The organism is Pseudoalteromonas sp. DY56-GL79, from assembly GCF_041414765.1.
Taxonomy (GTDB): Bacteria; Pseudomonadota; Gammaproteobacteria; order Enterobacterales; family Alteromonadaceae; genus Pseudoalteromonas; species Pseudoalteromonas piscicida.
This window is the reverse complement of the sequence record NZ_JANHZS010000011.1, coordinates 1-19420: the sequence shown is the minus strand read 5'-3', so window position 1 is coordinate 19420 and position 19420 is coordinate 1. Positions and strand designations below refer to the sequence as shown.

The 19420-nt window shown below is 41.9% G+C and carries 12 protein-coding genes; 3 read left to right on the top strand and 9 right to left on the bottom strand.

Annotated features, from left to right (window positions below; genetic code table 11):
- The first annotated feature begins 134 nt into the window (after positions 1 to 134).
- Positions 135 to 308, top strand: a complete 174-nt coding sequence (locus NO992_RS09460; RefSeq protein ID WP_017218574.1) for a hypothetical protein — start codon at positions 135 to 137, stop codon at positions 306 to 308.
- A gap of 49 nt (positions 309 to 357) precedes the next feature.
- Here the strand turns inward: NO992_RS09460 and NO992_RS09455 are convergent, their stop codons facing one another.
- Positions 358 to 876, bottom strand: coding sequence for a hypothetical protein (locus NO992_RS09455; RefSeq protein ID WP_371376416.1), 519 nt, complete (start codon positions 874 to 876; stop codon positions 358 to 360).
- A 237-nt stretch (positions 877 to 1113) separates the two neighbouring features.
- Between NO992_RS09455 and NO992_RS09450 the strand changes: the two genes are divergently transcribed.
- Positions 1114 to 2679, top strand: a complete 1566-nt coding sequence (locus tag NO992_RS09450; RefSeq protein WP_371376413.1) for an NAD(P)-binding domain-containing protein — start codon at positions 1114 to 1116, stop codon at positions 2677 to 2679.
- A 45-nt stretch (positions 2680 to 2724) separates the two neighbouring features.
- Here NO992_RS09450 and NO992_RS09445 read toward each other — a convergent pair whose 3' ends face one another.
- Complete coding sequence (locus NO992_RS09445) at positions 2725 to 5853, bottom strand: lantibiotic dehydratase (RefSeq protein WP_371376410.1); 3129 nt, start codon at positions 5851 to 5853, stop codon at positions 2725 to 2727.
- An 8-nt stretch (positions 5854 to 5861) separates the two neighbouring features.
- Positions 5862 to 7067, bottom strand: coding sequence for a lanthionine synthetase C family protein (locus NO992_RS09440; RefSeq protein ID WP_371376407.1), 1206 nt, complete (start codon positions 7065 to 7067; stop codon positions 5862 to 5864).
- Positions 7068 to 7303: 236 nt separating this feature from the next.
- Between NO992_RS09440 and NO992_RS09435 the strand changes: the two genes are divergently transcribed.
- Positions 7304 to 7492, top strand: coding sequence for a hypothetical protein (locus tag NO992_RS09435; protein WP_010377619.1), 189 nt, complete (start codon positions 7304 to 7306; stop codon positions 7490 to 7492).
- A 49-nt stretch (positions 7493 to 7541) separates the two neighbouring features.
- On the opposite strand, the gene NO992_RS09430 is transcribed toward NO992_RS09435, so the two are convergent.
- The 6 genes from NO992_RS09430 to NO992_RS09405 all read right to left on the bottom strand — a co-directional run.
- Positions 7542 to 9686, bottom strand: a complete 2145-nt coding sequence (locus tag NO992_RS09430; protein WP_371376404.1) for a peptidase domain-containing ABC transporter — start codon at positions 9684 to 9686, stop codon at positions 7542 to 7544.
- A 17-nt stretch (positions 9687 to 9703) separates the two neighbouring features.
- Entirely contained in the window at positions 9704 to 10948 is a 1245-nt protein-coding gene (locus tag NO992_RS09425; protein WP_010377616.1) for an HlyD family secretion protein, read from the bottom strand.
- A gap of 149 nt (positions 10949 to 11097) precedes the next feature.
- Positions 11098 to 12459: a bifunctional UDP-N-acetylglucosamine diphosphorylase/glucosamine-1-phosphate N-acetyltransferase GlmU gene (gene glmU, locus NO992_RS09420; RefSeq protein WP_010377613.1), complete on the bottom strand. Its 1362-nt coding sequence runs from the start codon at positions 12457 to 12459 to the stop codon at positions 11098 to 11100.
- Positions 12460 to 12712: 253 nt separating this feature from the next.
- Positions 12713 to 15844, bottom strand: a complete 3132-nt coding sequence (locus NO992_RS09415) for an efflux RND transporter permease subunit (RefSeq protein ID WP_371376400.1) — start codon at positions 15842 to 15844, stop codon at positions 12713 to 12715.
- A gap of 10 nt (positions 15845 to 15854) precedes the next feature.
- Positions 15855 to 16994 (bottom strand): efflux RND transporter periplasmic adaptor subunit, encoded by a 1140-nt coding sequence (locus tag NO992_RS09410; protein ID WP_019647553.1) that lies wholly within the window; start codon positions 16992 to 16994, stop codon positions 15855 to 15857.
- 107 nt (positions 16995 to 17101) lie between these two features.
- Positions 17102 to 19420 (bottom strand): amino acid adenylation domain-containing protein (locus NO992_RS09405; protein WP_371376397.1); only part of this gene is annotated, 2319 nt, incomplete at its 5' end.

The following is a 19420-nucleotide window of genomic DNA, read 5'->3' as shown; positions in this document are numbered from 1 at the left end:
AATGTTGAAAAAGTAAGCAATATGTTTTAGCTTGGTTGTTATGTTGCTTTTTTGTTCATTTAAGAATAAATCAGATGACATAACTACGACATAATGAGCTCAATCAGAGCCTATAATTTAGAAGGAATACTGAAATGAAATTATCGTTAAACAAGAAGAAAATCAAAGCCCTATCAGCTGACAAGCAAACTGTACCTGCCGTAATGACTCCACAGGTTGCAGGCGGTGCGCTTCGTTTCAGCCAAGACAGGCTAACGCATTGTGTTGCCAATACGTGTGGTCGCCATACTTGCCCTGATATTTACTAATCGAGAGCAAATAACACAGTTCGGTGCCTCCAAGGAGGCACTTTAAGGCTTACTTAAATTTAACCTCTTTCTCACTTTTCGTGTAAACACGCGACTCAGGTTGAGTCCACTCGCCGTTTTTCATATATTGTGTCGACACCGTAAATTGACCACTCTCAAATTTACTGGTTGATTTCACCTTTGTAATGCCATCTTTATTATTAATGACATCTTCGTAAGCCACAAACTCGGTCTGGCTAAGGACTTCCATCGTTCCTTGGGTGTAAAACCCTGCCGTCGTAAAATAGTAAAACACTAGGCTGTTTTTACTTTTATCCCAGAAAATTAATGACTCGCCGCCGTACATGCCATCGTTGATTGAATGTAAGGTACGAATGGCTGTGCCATTTAAAGCTCGTTCCCAGTGACTTACATCCTGCATCTTTGGTTTATCTGAAGGCACGTCAAAGTCCGATTGCCAAGTACCAAGATAAGGTGTAAACACCGAGAGTTCTTCACTTAATTTTTCATTAGCCCAAGATAGCGTACTGAATACTACCAATATGGCAAGTCCGAACTTTTTCATCATTTTTATTTCCATTGATTGTGTCTCACTCAGTATAAATCCTCATGCGTAGGTTGCGTACTTAAGGTAAACCTGTCGCTCCCTAATTGGTAAAAAAACATTGCAAATACACAATTAATACACATTTTAAAACAACAATTATACAACAAATTAATATCATAACTGCAATAGGGAAAGCGGGGAACGTTACCCTGTCTAGAGTAGTTGTTGCAGCACCAACACCAACAAGGAACAACGAACATGCTTGATTATCTTATTATTGGCGCAGGCCCAGCAGGAGTCCAAACCGCTTACCACCTAAAACAAAGTGGCTTGTCCTACCTCATGTTGGAGTCAGGTCAGCGCGCAGGATGTTTTTTTGAAACATTCCCAATTCACCGGAAACTAATTTCAATTAATAAAGTATTTACCGGCTCAACAAACCCTGAATTCAACTTAAGACACGATTGGAACTCCATCTTAACCGATGACTACAGCCTTAACTTTTCCAGTTTTGACCGCGACTTTTTCCCAAGTGCTGATAACTTAGTCAAATACCTCAACCATTATGTTGACCAAAATCAGCTAAATGTTGCTTATAACCAGCGTGTTAAATCCGTCGAAAAGATTGCCGATCACTTCGTTGTGACCACAACTCATAATGAACAATATACAGCAGCCCGCGTCATCGTCAGCACAGGTGTCCCTAAACCTTATATTCCGAAGATCGAAGGAATAGAGCTAGTTACACAATACTCAGACTTAAATATTGATTTGGCACCATATGAAAACAAACGCGTACTTGTTATCGGTAAAGGAAACTCAGCTTTCGAAACGGCTGATCACCTTATCCCTGCCACCAGCCTAATTCACGTTTGTAGTCCAAATCCTTTAGATATGGCATGGAAGACCCACTATGTTGGCGACCTACGTGCAGTAAACAACAATATTCTAGATACTTATCAACTGAAGTCGCAAAACGCCATCTTAGACGCCGACATTAAGCGTATTGAGAAACAAGACAACCGTTTTATCGTGCACTTTAGTTATGCTCATGCTAATGGTGAGCAAGAAACCATAGAGTATGACGAGATCATTTGCTGTACTGGATTTGCCATGGACAGCAGTATTTTTACCGATAGTGCAAAACCTGATCTCATGATTGAAGGCCGCTTCCCATCTCTAGATTGCAGCTTTGAATCCATCAATGTAAAAGGCCTTTATTTTGCCGGCACGCTGACACAATCCACCAAATATCGAAAGTCGACCTCAGGCTTTATTCACGGTTTTAGATACAATAGCCGCGCCTTAGTCGAGATGCTAAAACAAAAGCATCATGATACTACGCTTGCATGCGACCAACACTTAGGTACGCCAGAAGCTATCGGCAGTGTAATCCTGAACCGTATCAATGAGACAAGCGCGCTATGGCAACAGCACGGCTTCATGGTGGATGCAGTTACGGTATCAAAGAGCGGTATGGCACAGTATTATAAGCACTTGCCGAGTCCGTACCTCCATGCTCACCTAGGTGATCACTATCATTTGCAGATAGCATTAGACTTTGGTGCACCAATTGAAGGCGACCCGTTCAATCAGGTTCGAGTGCATAAAGACAACGCGACTGATGCGGAGTTAAGTAAATTCCTACACCCCATCATTGAACTTTGCTATCAGGGTGAAGTAATAGAGACTCATCATATTATTGAGGACTTAGAAGCGGACTGGACTGACGTAGAAGCGCACGTTAAGCCACTTCAACAGTTCATTGAGCGAGTATTACCAAAACTTGTTGGTGAGAAAATGCAAAATAAAGTGTCAGCATAACTCATAAATGAAAAAGGTTGGCAACCAAGCCAACCTTTTCATTATCTAAGAAACTTTAGATTCAGAGAAGTACTTTCGTCTCAACATATCATGAATAACAAATTCCTGTTCTCGACCATAAGCTTTAAACATACGGTTGTTATGCATATGCAAAAGAGAGCCGAGTAATGATTGTATACTCAAATTAAGTGAACCTGACTTTTCTAGTGTCAAAATTTCCTTCACCACTGGCTCTGCCTGCTTCTGCCACGCCTCTAAAAGCGCCAACATCGCTTGTTGCGTCTCATCACATTGCGCTAGGCTCGCAATATTAAGCTTCGTAAAGTCATCATCGAGCTGCGTTTGGTGATCGCGATAACGATTACCGAGCTGCTTTCTAAGCGCGCTACTCTCATTGAATTCTTTACCAAACCCCGCGCGTAATGAAGAGATCAGTGATAGCTTTTGTTCCGCATCATAATCAAATAGCGTCAGCAAACGGTTAGTACAAGCCAATGCGATACGCCAACGGACATCTTCACCGAACGCTTCAACTAGTTGACAACTTTTCGCAATTAGCTCACTGTCAAACATAAACAAGCTTTCGATCAAAGTCATCGATTGCGGACCGCCGTAGCGCTCTACTTCTCGCTCATAAGTCATTAATTCAACTTTATGCAGCTGAGAGCTCTCTATCATAGGTGACAATAGCTGATTGAGTTTTGGCAATAACTCTCCACAAAGCACTGCTGGCTTGCCTTGGAAGCGTAAGCGTAGATGCCAATCCGGATCGCCATAGCGAATAAAGAACCACTTATCAAACAATTCACTATTTTCCTCAATAAGCGGCAATAACTGCTCATAAAGTAGCTGCTCAACAATGGTATTACCTGAATATATTTTTAAACTAAGCCACTCGGAACCCGCACTGAAACGCCGAGAGATTGGTGTAGCGGTAATATTTTCTAGTGGCTTTTCTGCAAAGTGCGTATGAGGAGTCGCATTTTCATTAAGTAAAGGGACAATGATTTCATTAGCATAATGTTGCCCTTTTGCATCCATTACCCGAGATGAGAATTGAGAGTTCAATACTTCATTAAGCTCAACTGTTTTTCTACCTTTGGTTTCCATCAATAAAATTTCAAGCATCGCACTTTGGCTTAAGTTCAGGGTGAGAATATTATCTCCTGCAGCAAAGCACACCCATTCGTCCAATAAGTACTTTTCTTTCAGCTGTTCAAGTTTATTAGCTTGAACACGCTGATTAACTAGCAACCCCTCTAACTCCTTACGTTCAATACGCCATGTCTTCTCATTCAAGATCAGGTTATCTAGCATAATGCGAGGTACATAAGTTGCTCTACTTAGACTCGAAGGCAATGAGAACTTGGGTGTTTCACTTTCTTGATGCTGCAACATACAAAGGAATTTATACGCGCTTAAACTTCTTGCAGAGAAGTTATGAGCACTCGACAAACGCGGAATAATGCGTTTATTGAGTCGCTTACTCCAGAGTTTTACCTGCTGGCTTTCGACCCAAACATACAGATCACTTAGTGGGATCTGGTATTCAAGGTCTAGTGAACTGTCTGCCATAAAAACGATTTCGTACTGCCGCAAATGTGGCCTCGCAATCACGTTACCAGGCCTTCCCTCTGGCATATGTACAATTTCTGCGAAGATAACCTCTTCACTGTGACTATGTTCTTGCTCTAAATGATGAATAACCGATTCTTTTAATGTTTCATCAAGGTGGCAAAAACGACCCAAAAGATTAGCTGCCGACGGTCCATAACAGCCATTGAACTTGAACACAGGATTAGACTTTTCGTCCTCAAATAAACTCAACATCACTGCCATTGAACGTGGCAAGTTAAGCTCTACTTTATCCTTAACTTTTTGCTTCAATTCGCTACTGGTCAGGACCACACAGCTTTTGCCTAAATTACTTGGCAATGTCACAGCCTGCTCAATAATGCGATCCAGTTCGGTATAGTCAGGGGCGCTAGCTTGTCCGCGACTCGCTCGACCCAACTGTAAACCACCTACTAACGGGGCATCATAGCCAGTTTCAGTGGAGACACTAATACCCGACTCATCATCCAACACCATATCCAAAGGTACAAATTGACCTTCAAACCGCGTGTTGAACTTATTAATAAAGTTTTCAAGTGGGTTATGCTTAGCGCTGCGATTTAAACTCGCGATCAATTGCAGTTGTTTATTCACCCTTGCAACTTCTTGCTGTGACATTTCACAATGTAAAAAGGCGCGGTAAGTATCTGATTGGAAAAGTTTGTTTTCTTGAACTTTAACCGGTAGCTCAGAAAGGTATTTAAAAATGGCTTGATATTGCTCAGGCTTCGCTTGCCCCGCTTCATCCATCACTGCAAGGTCATGAGTCGCCTGCTCCAACTTGGCGTAAACTTCTACAGGCGCAACGTTTTTCAACGCTTTAATCAACGCGATGTCGGGACTTTCACCAGTAAGTGGTAGCGGAATATCGGGAATTAATACCCCTTCACTGATGAGCTCTTCAAGGTATGCACTAACTTCCTCATATTCTGCTTCACTATAGCGCAAACAAAATTGCTCAATGAGCTGAGAAAAGCTTAGCTTCTGTTTCGCCAGTTCCAGCATAGTGATGAAGTACTCATCACTATCAACGGCACTCAGGCGATACTGCATGGTGTCATCAGAGAGGTAAGTTTCAATGTAGCGGCACTGATCTGCTATAAAGTAATGAGATGGATTAGGTAAATAAGACAAATTATCTGATTTTGCTTCAGTTTCTGCTAAATGAGAGCGAATTGCAGACAACAGAAACATATCTAATCGAGTTTTACGCGAATCATTTTCTGCGCTATCACTAACCAGACGAGTTTCTGAACCTACTTTACCAGTATGAATACCAGAAAATAGACCGAACGGCGTAGGCCGAGAAGACATTCGAATTAGGTATCTTAAAAGCGCCAATGCCACTTTTTTGCCTTGCTTAGAGTCTGGCTTTTCACGCCATTGCTCCAGCCGCTCAAGCAGTGATGGGCTTGCAACGTAGAGCGCTTCTATTACTCCTGGCGTAGCAAGCCAGGCACTTAACATCGCATTACTATCTTGTTGATTGAACAAGGTCTCAATTGGCAGCTTTGGAGTCCTTATTACAAAAAAGGAGCTTATTGTTATTTTGGCTGACATAATATTCCTTAACTCATTAGTAGGCAGTCTGTCCAATCAAGATTGTCATCTAGCACACCTAGAAGTGCTAAACCGATACCAGCAAAGCCCATCAGAAAGCTGCAATCCTCTTGATGAACCTTATCAAGGCCATTGTATGAATAGAGTGCTTTAAGCCCATGTTCTTGATACTGACTTAGGCCATAATCAAGCCAGGTTAAAGCCGCTTGTTGTAGCTTAGGGTGAGGCATAACCTTATTAAGCAACTGATACACAGTTACTAACCCAAAAAAACCATGGCAAAGTCCAGCGTCGTTGATATGACCCTGTTTTGCATCTCTGTCGACGTTGAACAAAGCAATATTTAATGCTTGTTCAACATAACTCGATTTATCCAACGCATGCCCAGCTCTTGCAAGTGTTAACGCAATCGTTAAGTCGCCATAGCACCAACCTAACCGAGAGTGGTGTTCGTCTCCTGCACATGAGCCAAAACAAGCGAGCCTATCAGCTGCATGACTCTGCTGTTCAAGTAGCCAATCACAACCCGCAACAACCAGTTTTTGCGCTCGCAGCTTTACTTTTTCGTCCTGAAGCGCAGGAATAAGAGCCGCGATAATGCCTGGGACACCATGTGCCAGACCTAAATTAAATTCGTGACTTTCTGTATCTTCTTTATCGAATCGGTATACCGATTGCTTAGGCTGAGACCAAGCAACCTGCTGATCATCTAGTTCTACCGCAACCGACTCATACCCCGTAACAAGACGATCAAATAAAGTACTTTGTTGAGTCTTTTTTGCACGACGTGAGATATAAGGAGAATATCCGGCAAGGCCTAACACCATTTCAATTTCTCCTGTCCAAGGAGAAAAGTCGAGTGCAGTGTCAAAGAAGTTATCTATCTCCTCCAGCAGCTCAGGATCATACTCTTCGTCGTCATACTGGTTAAAATACTCAAGCACCCAAGCTTGCCCAGCTAGCCCTGAACTCAGTTCAGGGGTTTGCTCTGCCAATTCATTTTGGAGCTTATCTAGCGCCAGATGAAATTTCTCCTCATCGACCCAAGCATCATTAAAGTTTGCAGCTCGAAATAAAAACAATAAGTGCCCAGCTAAACCACTAAGCAAACCGTTACTGTTCACGGCTTCAAGATTTGATTCAACCTGCTTGGCTAGTTTTTCCACTATAGTCAGGATTTGTTCTTTTTTTTCTAAATCTAACGCCTTTAGCATACTTATCCTTGTTTCAACTCTATTTATAAATTTTGTTTTTACTACAGGTAAGTTAACCTTTTGCTCAGCCAAACTCAAACTTTGATACACACAAAACATAAAAACAAAACAAACTATGTGATTTGTTGACATTTAATTTTTTGAGTACTAGCTTTTTTGTACACGCTAAAAAAGCGTGTACAAAAAGGATTGAAAGAAAGGACTTTTATTAACCGCAAGTTAGTAAGGAAAAACGAATGAAACTAGCACTAAACAAAAAATGCATCAAAGCACTTTCCAACGATAGTAAATCTATTCCAGCTAATATGACACCACAAATCGCTGGTGGTCGTATGCAAGCTGACTATTTACTCACTGATCGCTTCGGAGATTGCTGGACGGGTCGCAATCATTCTTGCCGTGAGCACACTTGCCAGATCCCATAACGCTCTATGAATGCAAAAATAAACAAATCGAGCATGTAGCTCGGTTTGTTTATTTTTGTTCGGATACCGAAGCCTGCTCTTCATCCTCATGATGTTGCGGCTTTTTAAGCTTAATCTCTCTATCCGCTGAAGCAATGGTCTCTTTCCGGTGCGCGATGATAATACGTGTTATCTTCAACCGAGATACTGCATCATTAATATCTTCTTCCAGCCCAGTATCAAGGTGACTCGTTGCTTCATCCATAAACAGTATTTTCGGATCTTTATATAGAGCACGCGCCAAGATGATCCGCTGCTTCTGACCACCAGATAAGCTCGACCCCATATCACCAATCAAGCTGTCATACCCCATTGGCATATCGCTAATATCATCATGGATAGCTGCTAACTGAGCACAATGCACCACTTTTTCCATATTGATTGGTGAATCAAAAAAGGCGATATTATCAGCCACAGTACCGGATAGGAGCTCATCGTCTTGCATCACCGCAGCAATCTGCTGGCGATATTGCCTAGCGCCAATTTGGCTAAGAGATATACCATCCACCAAGATTTCACCATTAGATGGTTTATTTAGCCCCAGCATTAACTTAAGTAGCGTCGACTTACCGCAACCAGAAGGCCCTGTAATTGCTACTGACTCGCCCGCATTGATTGTTAAGTTTAGTTTTTCAATAACATTTGGTGTTGCGTCTGAATATGCGAACGACAAATTTTTTACTTCAATTTTGCCTTCGATATTCAGTTTGCGATATTGATCTGGTTGTAACTCTTCTTTATCCGTTAAAGCAATATCAGCGATACGGTCAAAGTGGAGGCCTAACATCTTAAACTCAATGAGCTTTTCTATAAGATTTGCGGTCTTATCCATAAACTGACGCTTGTAAGACATAAAAGCAAACAGCATACCGGTACTAAATCCACCAGCAATCACCAAGTGTGCCGCCAAATAAACCACAATGATATTCTCAGCACCAAATAGCGCGCGGTTAATCGCGTCATAGCCAATTTTAAAATTACCCAAGCGGATATTGTGGTTAATCGCACTAGCGTAGCGATTTTGCCACTGTCCTTCTCGCTTTACTTCTGAGCCAAATAATTTAATCGTTTGGATCCCGCGTACCGTTTCCATAAAGTTGGAATTTTCTTCTGCGCGCGCCATGATTTCTTGCTCACTGATATTGCGAAATGGCTTATACATGGCCATTCTGATAATCGCGTAAGTGATCACAGCCACCAACACCACAGCGGATAGCATAGGACTATAAAAGAAGATCATCGCTAAGGTAATAATCGCCATTAAGCCATCAATAATCGCCTCAATGACCCCAGTTGTAAGGAGCTGCTTTACTTGCTGAAGAGAGCCGAAGCGAGAAACAACATCCCCCATATGGCGCTTCTCAAAATAGGCGATGGGTAAGCGCACTAAGTGGTGAAATAGGTTCGCCCCCAATTGAATATTCATCTGATTACCAAAGTGCAGCAAGGTAAAGCCACGCAGTGCATTGGTGGCGATTTCAAAAAGCAGTACTAAAAAGAACCCAATCGCCAGCACCGTCAAGAGTGAGGTGTCACCAGTGAGTATGACATCATCTATAACCAGCTGAATATAATAGGGTGCTGCTAGCGTAAATACTTGCAGCAAAATGGAAAGCATAAAAATAAGTAACAACGAGCGTTTTAAGCCCGTAATACGGCTCCAAAAATCGGAAAATCTAAGACTCGCTTTTTGCTCTTTCTTTTCGAAGTCTTTGGTTGGCGTTAACTCCAAAGCCACGCCAGTAAAATGCTTGGAGGCTTCTTCCATCGTAAAGGTTTTTTCGCCACCAGCGGGGTCATGGATCACAATGCGCTTTTCGTTGGCCTTCTTAAGCACCACAAAATGGTTCATGTCCCAATGTAAAATTGCCGGTGTTTGCAGCGCATCTAGATCTTCAAGCTCAATTCGCAGAGGCCTTGAAGTTAAATGGAGCTTTTCAGCAAAGTGCATAATGTCGAGCAGCGTACAGCCTTCGATTGAAATACTAAAACGCTGCCTTAAGCGAGTTAAATCAGTGCGATAGCCGTGATATCCAGCAACCATAGCAAGACTCGCGAGGCCACACTCTGCCGCTTCTGATTGGATGATCACTGGTAAAGATTTCCGCGACCAAAACTCTAACTTATTGGCTGCGCCTTCATGTTCCATTTCCATATCAACCCTTTTACTTCTTATAACTGGCCTTTGATGCTAAACACTGGGTCAAACAGCCAACGCAATAAAGAGCGTTCTTCTACCACAATATCCGCATCAAGCGTCATACCTGCACGCAAGACTGTATCTTTACCATATGCTTTTACTGCTTGTTCATCCAACGCAACAACAACACGGTACGCAGGCTCTTGAATTATACCTGGCATGTTGGTTTCCTCAGGCAAGATCACACTATTACTGAGCTCTACAATCTTTCCTTTGTAAATGCCAAATTTTTCGTAGGGAAACGCGTGATAGCGTAGCTTAGTCTCTTGCCCTTCTTTGATAAAGCCAAACGCTGATGTAGGTATATAAACGATTGCCTGCATGTCACTGTGTTCGGGGATCAAGGTCAGTAAATGCTGACCCATGGAAACATTTTTGCCAAGTTTAGCGAGCAATCCCGTAACTACCCCTGACTGAGCTGCGCGAACTTCACCAAGCCGCTCCTGCTCAATGGACGAGATTTGTATCAGTAGATCTGCTTGCTGCGATTGCAGCTGAGAAATTCTGTTTTGATGTTCAATCGGCAGTTTCGCCAACTGATTTTTAATATTTTTCAGCTGTGACTCAAGCGCAATACGCTCTGAACGGATTGAAGACGCTTGTTGCTTGAGTGAAAGCAAAGTGTCTTTTTGACGTTGTAGCTCAAGTTCAGAAATATAACCAGTGCCTTTTAAGGTCGCAATTTGCGATACTAAATCTTGATTAAGTAGTAGCCGCTCTTGGAACGTACTTGCTTGGCTCTCAAGTTCTTTTAACTTTTCTTTTGCGGTCGTTTCTTGTTGCTGTAGCTCTTCAATATCAAGCTGGTACTGTCCACGCAGTTGCTCTATCTGCTGTAGTAAGTTCTTTTGCTGAAAGCGATATTGATTCAGCAATGCTTGATTCAACTCAGTGGCTTCGGTGCTATGTTTTGCAGATGCAATTCGCAGCAAAGGTTGCCCAGCAGCGACTTGTTCACCCTCTTTGACCAATACCTCAGACACCACCCCCTGTTGCATTGCAGCAACACGCAGCAGTCCACCACTGGGTTCAATAACGCCAGATACTCTTTCCTTTCTGGTATAGCTACCACTTGATAGAAACACGATGCTTAAAATCACAACCGTTAAAATGAGTAATCCCAGAGTCTTAAATACGGGCGGTTGGATTAAGCTAATTGTGCCCTCTAAGCGGTGCTGTTTATGCTCTAACACCTCACGGCGAAATAAATTTTCCATAGCACTTATCGGGTAATATTATTGTTAATATTTTTTTATTGAAAATACAATGTACCATGGGTGGTAACAGAAAGGAATGAAATAAGGCAAGTCATGCTTGCCTTATTGGTGTCTAGAGGAACTTAAAGCTGTCCCTATAATAATAATTCTTAAGACTTTTTAATTGGTCGCTGCCAGCCATCCAAGTTACGCTGTTTTCCTCGCGCGACTGCCAATTGCTCATCTTTCACGCTTGAGGTAATCACTGAACCTGCGCCAATCGTTGCCGTACTACCAATTTCAACTGGTGCAACTAGTGATGAATTAGAGCCAATAAAGGCATTATCACCGATAATAGTTTTAGACTTATTCACACCGTCATAGTTACACGTAATGGTTCCGGCACCAATATTCACCTTTTCCCCAATTTCAGCATCTCCAAGGTAGGTCAAGTGATTAGCTTTTGAACCTTTACCCAAACGAGATTTCTTCATCTCGACAAAGTTACCAATATGAGAATCTTCTTCCATTATCGCGCCAGGACGCAAGCGAGCAAATGGACCTAAAGTGCACTTATCAGCGACCAGCGCATCTTCGATAAGCGTATTAGCTTTAATCACAACGCCATTACCGATTTTACAGTTTTTAAGTACACAGTTTGGACCAATGACGACATCATCGCCAATTTCAACATGGCCTTCAAATATCACGTTAACATCAATCTGAACATCTTCACCAGTTGTTACAAGTCCACGCACATCAATGCGAGCAGGATCCGCTAAACTAGCACCATTAATCATCAAGGTTTCAGCTTGCCAAGTTTGATAAGCGCGCTCTAAAGCAGCAAGTTGTACCCGGTTATTGGCACCTTCTACTTCCATCTCATCATCAGGTTGTGCAGAAGTAATTTCTACCCCTTCGCTGTGCGCCATCGCCACGATATCAGTGAGGTAATATTCACCTTGTGCGTTATTGTTCGATAACTGTCCAAGCCACTTTTTCAATAATCCACCGTTAGCCGCCATTATGCCTGTATTGATCTCAGTAATAGCAAGTTGCTCCGCAGACGCATCTTTTTGTTCAACAATACCAACCAATTTGCCATTTTCTCGCAGCATACGGCCGTAACCTGTCGGGTTTACTAAATCAACAGTGAGTACAGCAAGGCCGTTATCAGGCGTCACATCCAGCAAACGCTGCAGCGTGCTCAGCTTTGTGAGAGGCACATCACCATAGAGGATCAGTACTTTATCGTCATCACCAATATGCTCCTTTGCTACCGCGACAGCATGACCAGTACCCAACTGCTCAGCTTGATGCACCCAGTTCACTTCATTATGTGATAACGCGGCTTGTAGCTGCTGCGCACCATGACCAAAAACTAAATTGGTAGACTGCGCGCCTAACGACACCGCATTGTCGATGACATGCTGTACCATGGGTTTTCCTGCGATAGGATGAAGGACCTTTGGTAACTTAGAGCGCATGCGAGTGCCTTTACCCGCAGCTAGAATAATTGTATTTAACGGCATGAACACAGGATCCTTTTTCTTGTGTCAAAAAACATACGTACAGTTCAATACTCTTGTCTTTAATCCGGTCACTTCATTGTGCACCGTAATACTGAAATGGCTTTAGCAGACAACAAGCACTTACTAAGTACAAATTGCGCAATATTGTAGCGGGGTTTGTTTGGAAAAGTAAGGGTCAAAAAAGTAGAAATAAAAAATGATATAAGGCTCATTAGAACCTTATATCGAGTTGTGTCCATGACCAAACTTACCCCTAACTACCTAGGACCTGCTGATCTTTCAAATTATCTTTTGTTGCACCAAACATACGTACTTTTTGTTTCAAGCGATAACCGACTACATACAGGATTGGAATTAAGAAGAGTGTCACTACTGTTGAAACCAGCACAGCAAAACCAAGAGATATTGCCATGGGAGATACAAACTTCGCCTGAACACTGGTTTCAAACATTATTGGTAACAACCCAAAAAACGTTGTCAATGAAGTTAATATGATAGCTCTAAACCTTTCATGAACAGCCTGTGTTGCACTTTCGATGATCTCAATGTTACTTCGCACTTTTTCGTTAATCCTGTCAACAAGTATAAGACTATCATTGACAACAACACCCGCCGCCGCGATTAGACCAAAATTTGAAACTAAACTAAAATCCTCCGAAAAAATCCAATGTCCCCATATCGCACCAACAACACAAAATGGGATAACCGACATTATCAGCAGCGGCTGAATATAACTTTTTAACGGTATTGCCAATAGAATATAGACTGCGAGCAAAGAGGCTACAGTGAAAATCAACATTTGGTCTTTCTCGTTGCTGACTTCCTTTATTTTTCCGCCTAAATCAGTGGTTATCGAAGGGTATTGCGCCCTCACTTTAGGAATTATTTCCTTATTCACATGCTTGATAACTTTTGTGGCATTCACTTCTTGATGATCTATAGAAGCAAAAACATATAGACTGCGCTTACCAGCCTCGCGACGAATTGTTGTTACTGCTTGGGTCTCTTTAAAGTTAACCACATCTCCTAAGAATACTTCTTCTCCAGAACTCAGTCTAATACGAACATACTGTAACTCGCTGATACTCGTGCGACTAGCTTGAGGATACCTAAGCATCACTCTAATCTCTTCTCCTAAACGACTAAACCTATCAGCCTCTGCGCCATAATGAGTTTGCTGTAACTGCAGAGCTACATCAGCAAGCGTTAGATTTAACTGATGAGCTAATGGCTTTAATTCCATTAATAGCTCTTTTCGCCCGACGGATATCGTAGAGCCAACTTCATATAATCCTTTTTGTTGCTTTAACTCCGCTGCAAATAGTTTTGCGGCTGCATTTAGTTCATCAATATCATCACTAAAAAAGAAATAACCAAAGTCCCCATATAAATTATGCTGGCCTAATACATCATCTTTAATTCTAACTGCTTTAAGTGCCACAATATCAGGAATATTCTCTCTCCAGCGCTGAGATAGCGCAAACGTATCATAAGGTCTATGGTTTTCATCGACGAGAATAACAGTAAACTTCAGGCTAGTTTCTCCAACGCTTTCAATCAAAATATCTTTGATCATTCCCTTGCCAAACAAGGAGACTGTTTTTTGTTCTTCTTCTTTCAGCATTCTTTCAAAGGCTTGTGCCGCTTGTTTAACCACCAACGCAGAGGCATTATCGTTAAGTTCAAGTGTAATCTCTGGTTGATCAATTGGGACCATAGGATCAGGTATAGACTTAACGTGGCCTAATACTATCAAGGCAAGAGAAAGTACGAAAATAACAACAAATAATAATAGCACGCTCCATTTATGTCGTATGCTCCAGACAACTCGATCAGTCAACCATCCCTGACTAAACCCACTGATTGCTTGATTCAACTTATATTTAAATCCACTTTGAGAAGTCTGTTTTGAGGGCATGCTGGCTAAATGGGCAGGTAGAATCAACTTAGACTCAACAATGCTGAATAGCAGACAAAAGATTACGATAATCGAAACCCCTTTGAATAACTCACTTTGTGAGCCGTCACTAAAGATGAAAGGAAAAAATACCGCTATGGTCGTTAATACGCCAAAAACCGCAGGCTTAGCGACTTTCTTTACGCCTTGAGCAACTGCTCGCTTATTATTTCCCATTGTCTCTATTTGTTCATGTACACTCTCGCCAACTACGATAGCGTCATCAACAATCAATCCTAACACCATAATGAAGGCAAATAATGACACCAAGTTTATAGTGACACCAAACAATGGCATTATCAGTATTGCACCAAGAAAACACACCGGCAAGCCTACAACCACCCAAAATGCTAGTCTCATGCTTAGGAACAAAGATAAGACTAACATAACTAGAATAGCACCTTGGACCAGATTTTCTTCCATCATCGCCAAGCGCTGATCTAAATACGCAGTACCGTCAATAATCACCTCAAGTTTTAAGTCCTTTGGTAAATACTGATTTTTATACGCCACATATTGTTGCACCGAGTCAGCAACGGCAACAGCATCTTGATATTCCGCAGCCATCACTTCAAAAGCAACAGCAGGCTTTGCCGAAAAAGAAAATAAATACACACCTTCAATAACCCCATCTCGGACACTGGCTATATCTTCAAGCTTTATTTGTAAGCCAGACTCAAAAGTTTTAATCGGGATATTGGCAAATGCTCCTTCATCATATGCCTGATTTTCAACACGAAGAGGGATGGTACCAGCTTCACTCCTCACGGCTCCCACACTCATATTATTTGAGTATTTTTGCAATGCTAACCGGACATCTTCAATCGTCAATTTGTACATCTGCAGTGCAACAGGGTTAACCTCTATCGCGACTTCCCCTTTTGGTAAGTTATTACTCACTATTGAAACATTATTTAAATTTAAAAGCTCATTTTGTACTTGAAGTGCATAATGTCTTAAGGAGGATACCTCATTGTCTTGTATGAGAGCCAAGCGGATAACCGGTTGTAAGTTTTCACGCAGTTTAATGATAATTGGCTCTAAGTCAGCGGGAAAGCCTGGTGTTGCGTCGACTGCAAGTTTCACTTTGTCTAACACACTGGCAGGGTCCGCATTTTTCAGTATTTCAAGCACAATCCTACCTGAATTGTCATTGGACCAGGAGCGCATACGCTTTATATCTGGCAGACTAACTAAGCTGTACTCTATTTTACTTATCACATTCTCTTCGAGTTCTTTTGCAGAGGAGCCAAACTGAGTAACATTAATTTCTATCGTATCAATCTGAATGTTGGGGAATATTTGCTTGTTTATAGATTGATAAGAAACTGCACCTATAATGATGACAAATACCATCAACAAGTTTGCAGCTACAGGATTATTAATAAAAAAATTGATGATGCCGTGGTTAAAGCTTTCTTTGTTCATCACAATAACCTCACAGCTTTGCTAGATTTGCAGCAACAATTTCAACAGGCATTCCTGTATAGGGGTAATCCGGCAATGCACTGACTATCTTATCATCTGTCTGAATACCGCTACTAACTATTGCAAAACCATTTTCATTTCGCAAAGTGGTCACCTCTCGTAATACGAGCGAACCTTTGTTCGCGACCCAAATACGGTTATTTTCAATTAGTTCTTCTGGCACTTTATATACTTGCTCAAGCGTACGCCCAGAAAACTCCACTTCGACAAAGTCACCAAATTGTAAAAATGAATTACTACTGCGCCTATCTAGCAGCCCTGTCACTTGCGCGACAACTTTGTAAGCTCTGGTTTGTGTATCAACCAGCTGAATTCTTCGAATTAATTTACCTCTAGCTACCTGATCTGAGCCTGGTAACCTCACCACCACCTCGGTTGCTAAAAGGTTCTCCGGCAAATATGGGCTATCAAATCGCGCGATAGGTAACTCCACTTCAGCACTTTCAATATTATATAATATCGCTACACTCGTACCTTGATTTACAAACTGTCCCGTGCCGATTGACTTCTCAACGACTAACGCGTCGAATGGTGCAACACCTGATGTATACTCTAAATTCTTCTGAGCAGATGATAATCTTGCTTCTGCAGATCTCACTGCTGCATAAGCACTTTTAATTTGTGGTTTTCTCAAGAACAGACTATTTTCTTGGTCTGATTGGATCCGCTCTAATTCTATTTGAGCTACCTTTCCCATTCCCAACTCTTGCTCGAGTTTAGCTTTAGCGTTGAGCAACTCAGCTTCTGCATTTTTAAGCTCAGCTTGATATTGACTATCTTCTATTTTATACAGCTCCGTCCCTTTTTTAACCACACCGCCTTTTACGAGTTCTTTTGACCAAGACTCAATATTTCCGGCTACTCGAGTAGATAAGCTCGTAATTTCGCTCGGCCGAAGCTCTCCGTACAGCTTAAAACGGACCGTATGGTTTTTTTGTTCAATGGGTATTGTCGAGATATGATTTACTTTCACTTTCAGTGTCGATTCTTCATCTGCTGCACTGAGAGCGCTCATGACAAATAGCACGACTGCAGATAGCGATAGAATCATTGCAGGTAAAGCAATCGGTTGAATATGTTTTATCTTCATAATAGACCAACTTTTGTTTGTTCTCACCATCACTTCAGACGGCTTATATAGAGGGTTTATAGATTGAAGTGGGTAGTTATCCACCCACTTTGACTGCTCACCAACTGCTAATCTAGATATTGTTCGAGCATTAACTTAACCAAATCGTCAGACTTCAATATATCCATATGCCCAGCGTTTATACTTGTATATTCGACAGCTTTATCATGTTGCTTTTCAAAGTAGCGATGGTACGACTCTATGCAAAAATTAGATTGAGTTGCATACACGTATTTGACTGTGACAGCTGAGTGGACTGATGGTATATAATCTCGTAACCACTGGCTTTGTCGTTGCTCCAAGGTTTCTAACTGACGCATCAATAAACTATCAATTCCTGTGGGCAAGGGTTTATCACTACTTATTTCCCCACCATCTATAGTGGTATGCCTTTTTTGTTGTCGGTGCTGCTCAAAGTAACTATCGATTAAAATTAATTCTACTTTAACTCCTTGTTCGCTCAGTTTATTAGCTGTTTCCAACGCTAAAAGCCCACCAAATGAGTGCCCAATCAGCCTGACCCCTTGAGAATGCTTAGATTTGTGTATAATGCCATTTGTGATTGCTGTTACGTTCTCTTCTACAGACTCATAAGGTGGTGCCCCGTCTAGTAATCCCTTATGAGGACAAGCGTAAACACGATAACCATGCGCCGATAATTGCGCTGCAAGCCAAGCAAAATCATTCTCTGTGCTGGCAACACCTGGGATCATAAATAGCTCATCTTTATCGCCATGAAGTGGTGAAATTGGTTTGATAACTTGATATGACTTTGCCGTATCATATCCCTCACACAGTTTCGCCATTGCCTCCACAGTTACCGCACTGAAAAATCTATCTAGCGATATCTTGGTGTTACATCGCCTATTGATTTCTGTAGCTAGCTTAACCGTTAGCAACGAATGCCCGCCAAGTTCGAAGAAGTTTGCATTACGACTGATTTTATTTGCTTCTATCCCTAACAGCTCTGACCAAATATGAACGATTTCCTGCTCCATTTTAGTTTGGGGTGCAATGTAATCTCCAATTAACACATCCACATCAACACTAGGTAACGCTCGTTTATCTACCTTTCCATTAGGTGTAAGCGGCCACTCTTCGACAACCATAATCACACTTGGCATCATATATTCTGGTAGCTTTTCCTTTAATTCAGCTTTTAAGTAGCGGACAAAGTCATAGTGTTCATCACTTCCTTTAGCTACTAGCGGCTTAATATATGCCACCAACTGTAAACTGCCTGCAATATGAATTGCTCGTACCAAAGCAGAGTCAACTTCAGGTTGCTGCGCTAATTGCGCCTCAACTTCCCCAAGCTCTATTCTAAAACCGCGAATCTTAACTTGATCGTCCGCACGACCCATAAAGGCGATATCTCCATTTTCAGTAAAGCAGACCAGATCTCCAGTGCGATATAATCGTGCAGTGCTATTTGGATCATTTTGTTGGTAATACGGATTATCAATAAAACGCTCAGCGGTAAGCTCCGGACGATTTAGATATCCTCGAGCCAAGCCATCCCCGCCGATATACAGCTCACCGGGACAGCCGTAAGGTACTAAACGTTTATTATTATCTAAAATGAGTAGTTGATTATTGATATTAGCTTTACCAATTGTCACACTTTGCGCTTCAGCATCCGCCAAAGTGGTTGCATAAGTCGTAGCCGTAATAGTTGATTCTGTTGGTCCATAAGTATTCATGAGCGTAACTTGTTCAGAAAATCGGCTATAGTGTTCCCTCACGGTAGCAACGGTGAGTGCCTCTCCACCGACAATTACCAAACGCATAGTTGTGCTAACAAACTTTTGATTGTCACTAACAACTTGCGCCCAGAACGCGGTCGGTAAACTTACGACGGTTACACCATGATGCTCACAATACTCAACAAACTCAGCTAACCCTTGCCTGCAAGCAGATGTACTCAGTATCAACTGTGCACCATGACATAATGCACCGAAAAATTCTTCAACGAAAATATCAAAGCAAATATTGGAAAATTGTAAAATTCGATCTGCTGCAGTCACTCCATATGCATGTTGAATATGCAACTGATAATTACTCAGAGCTTTATGAGCAATCATCACCCCTTTTGGCTGCCCAGTCGAACCAGAGGTATAAATGACATAGGCTAAACTCGTTGCTTCTAATCCACTCTCTTGCTTCTCTATGTTCTCATGGCTTTGCGCCGCAAATAATGCCGCATCATCCAATGCCACCACATGCCCCGCAAATTCCGCTAATACATCGACACCCGCGCCTTGTGCTAACACCACCTCTAACGCCGCATCTTCTAACATATAATCCAGTCGCGATTGAGGATAGCTCGGATCTAGCGGCACATACGCGCCCCCTGCTTTTAATATCCCCAATATACCCACTACCAT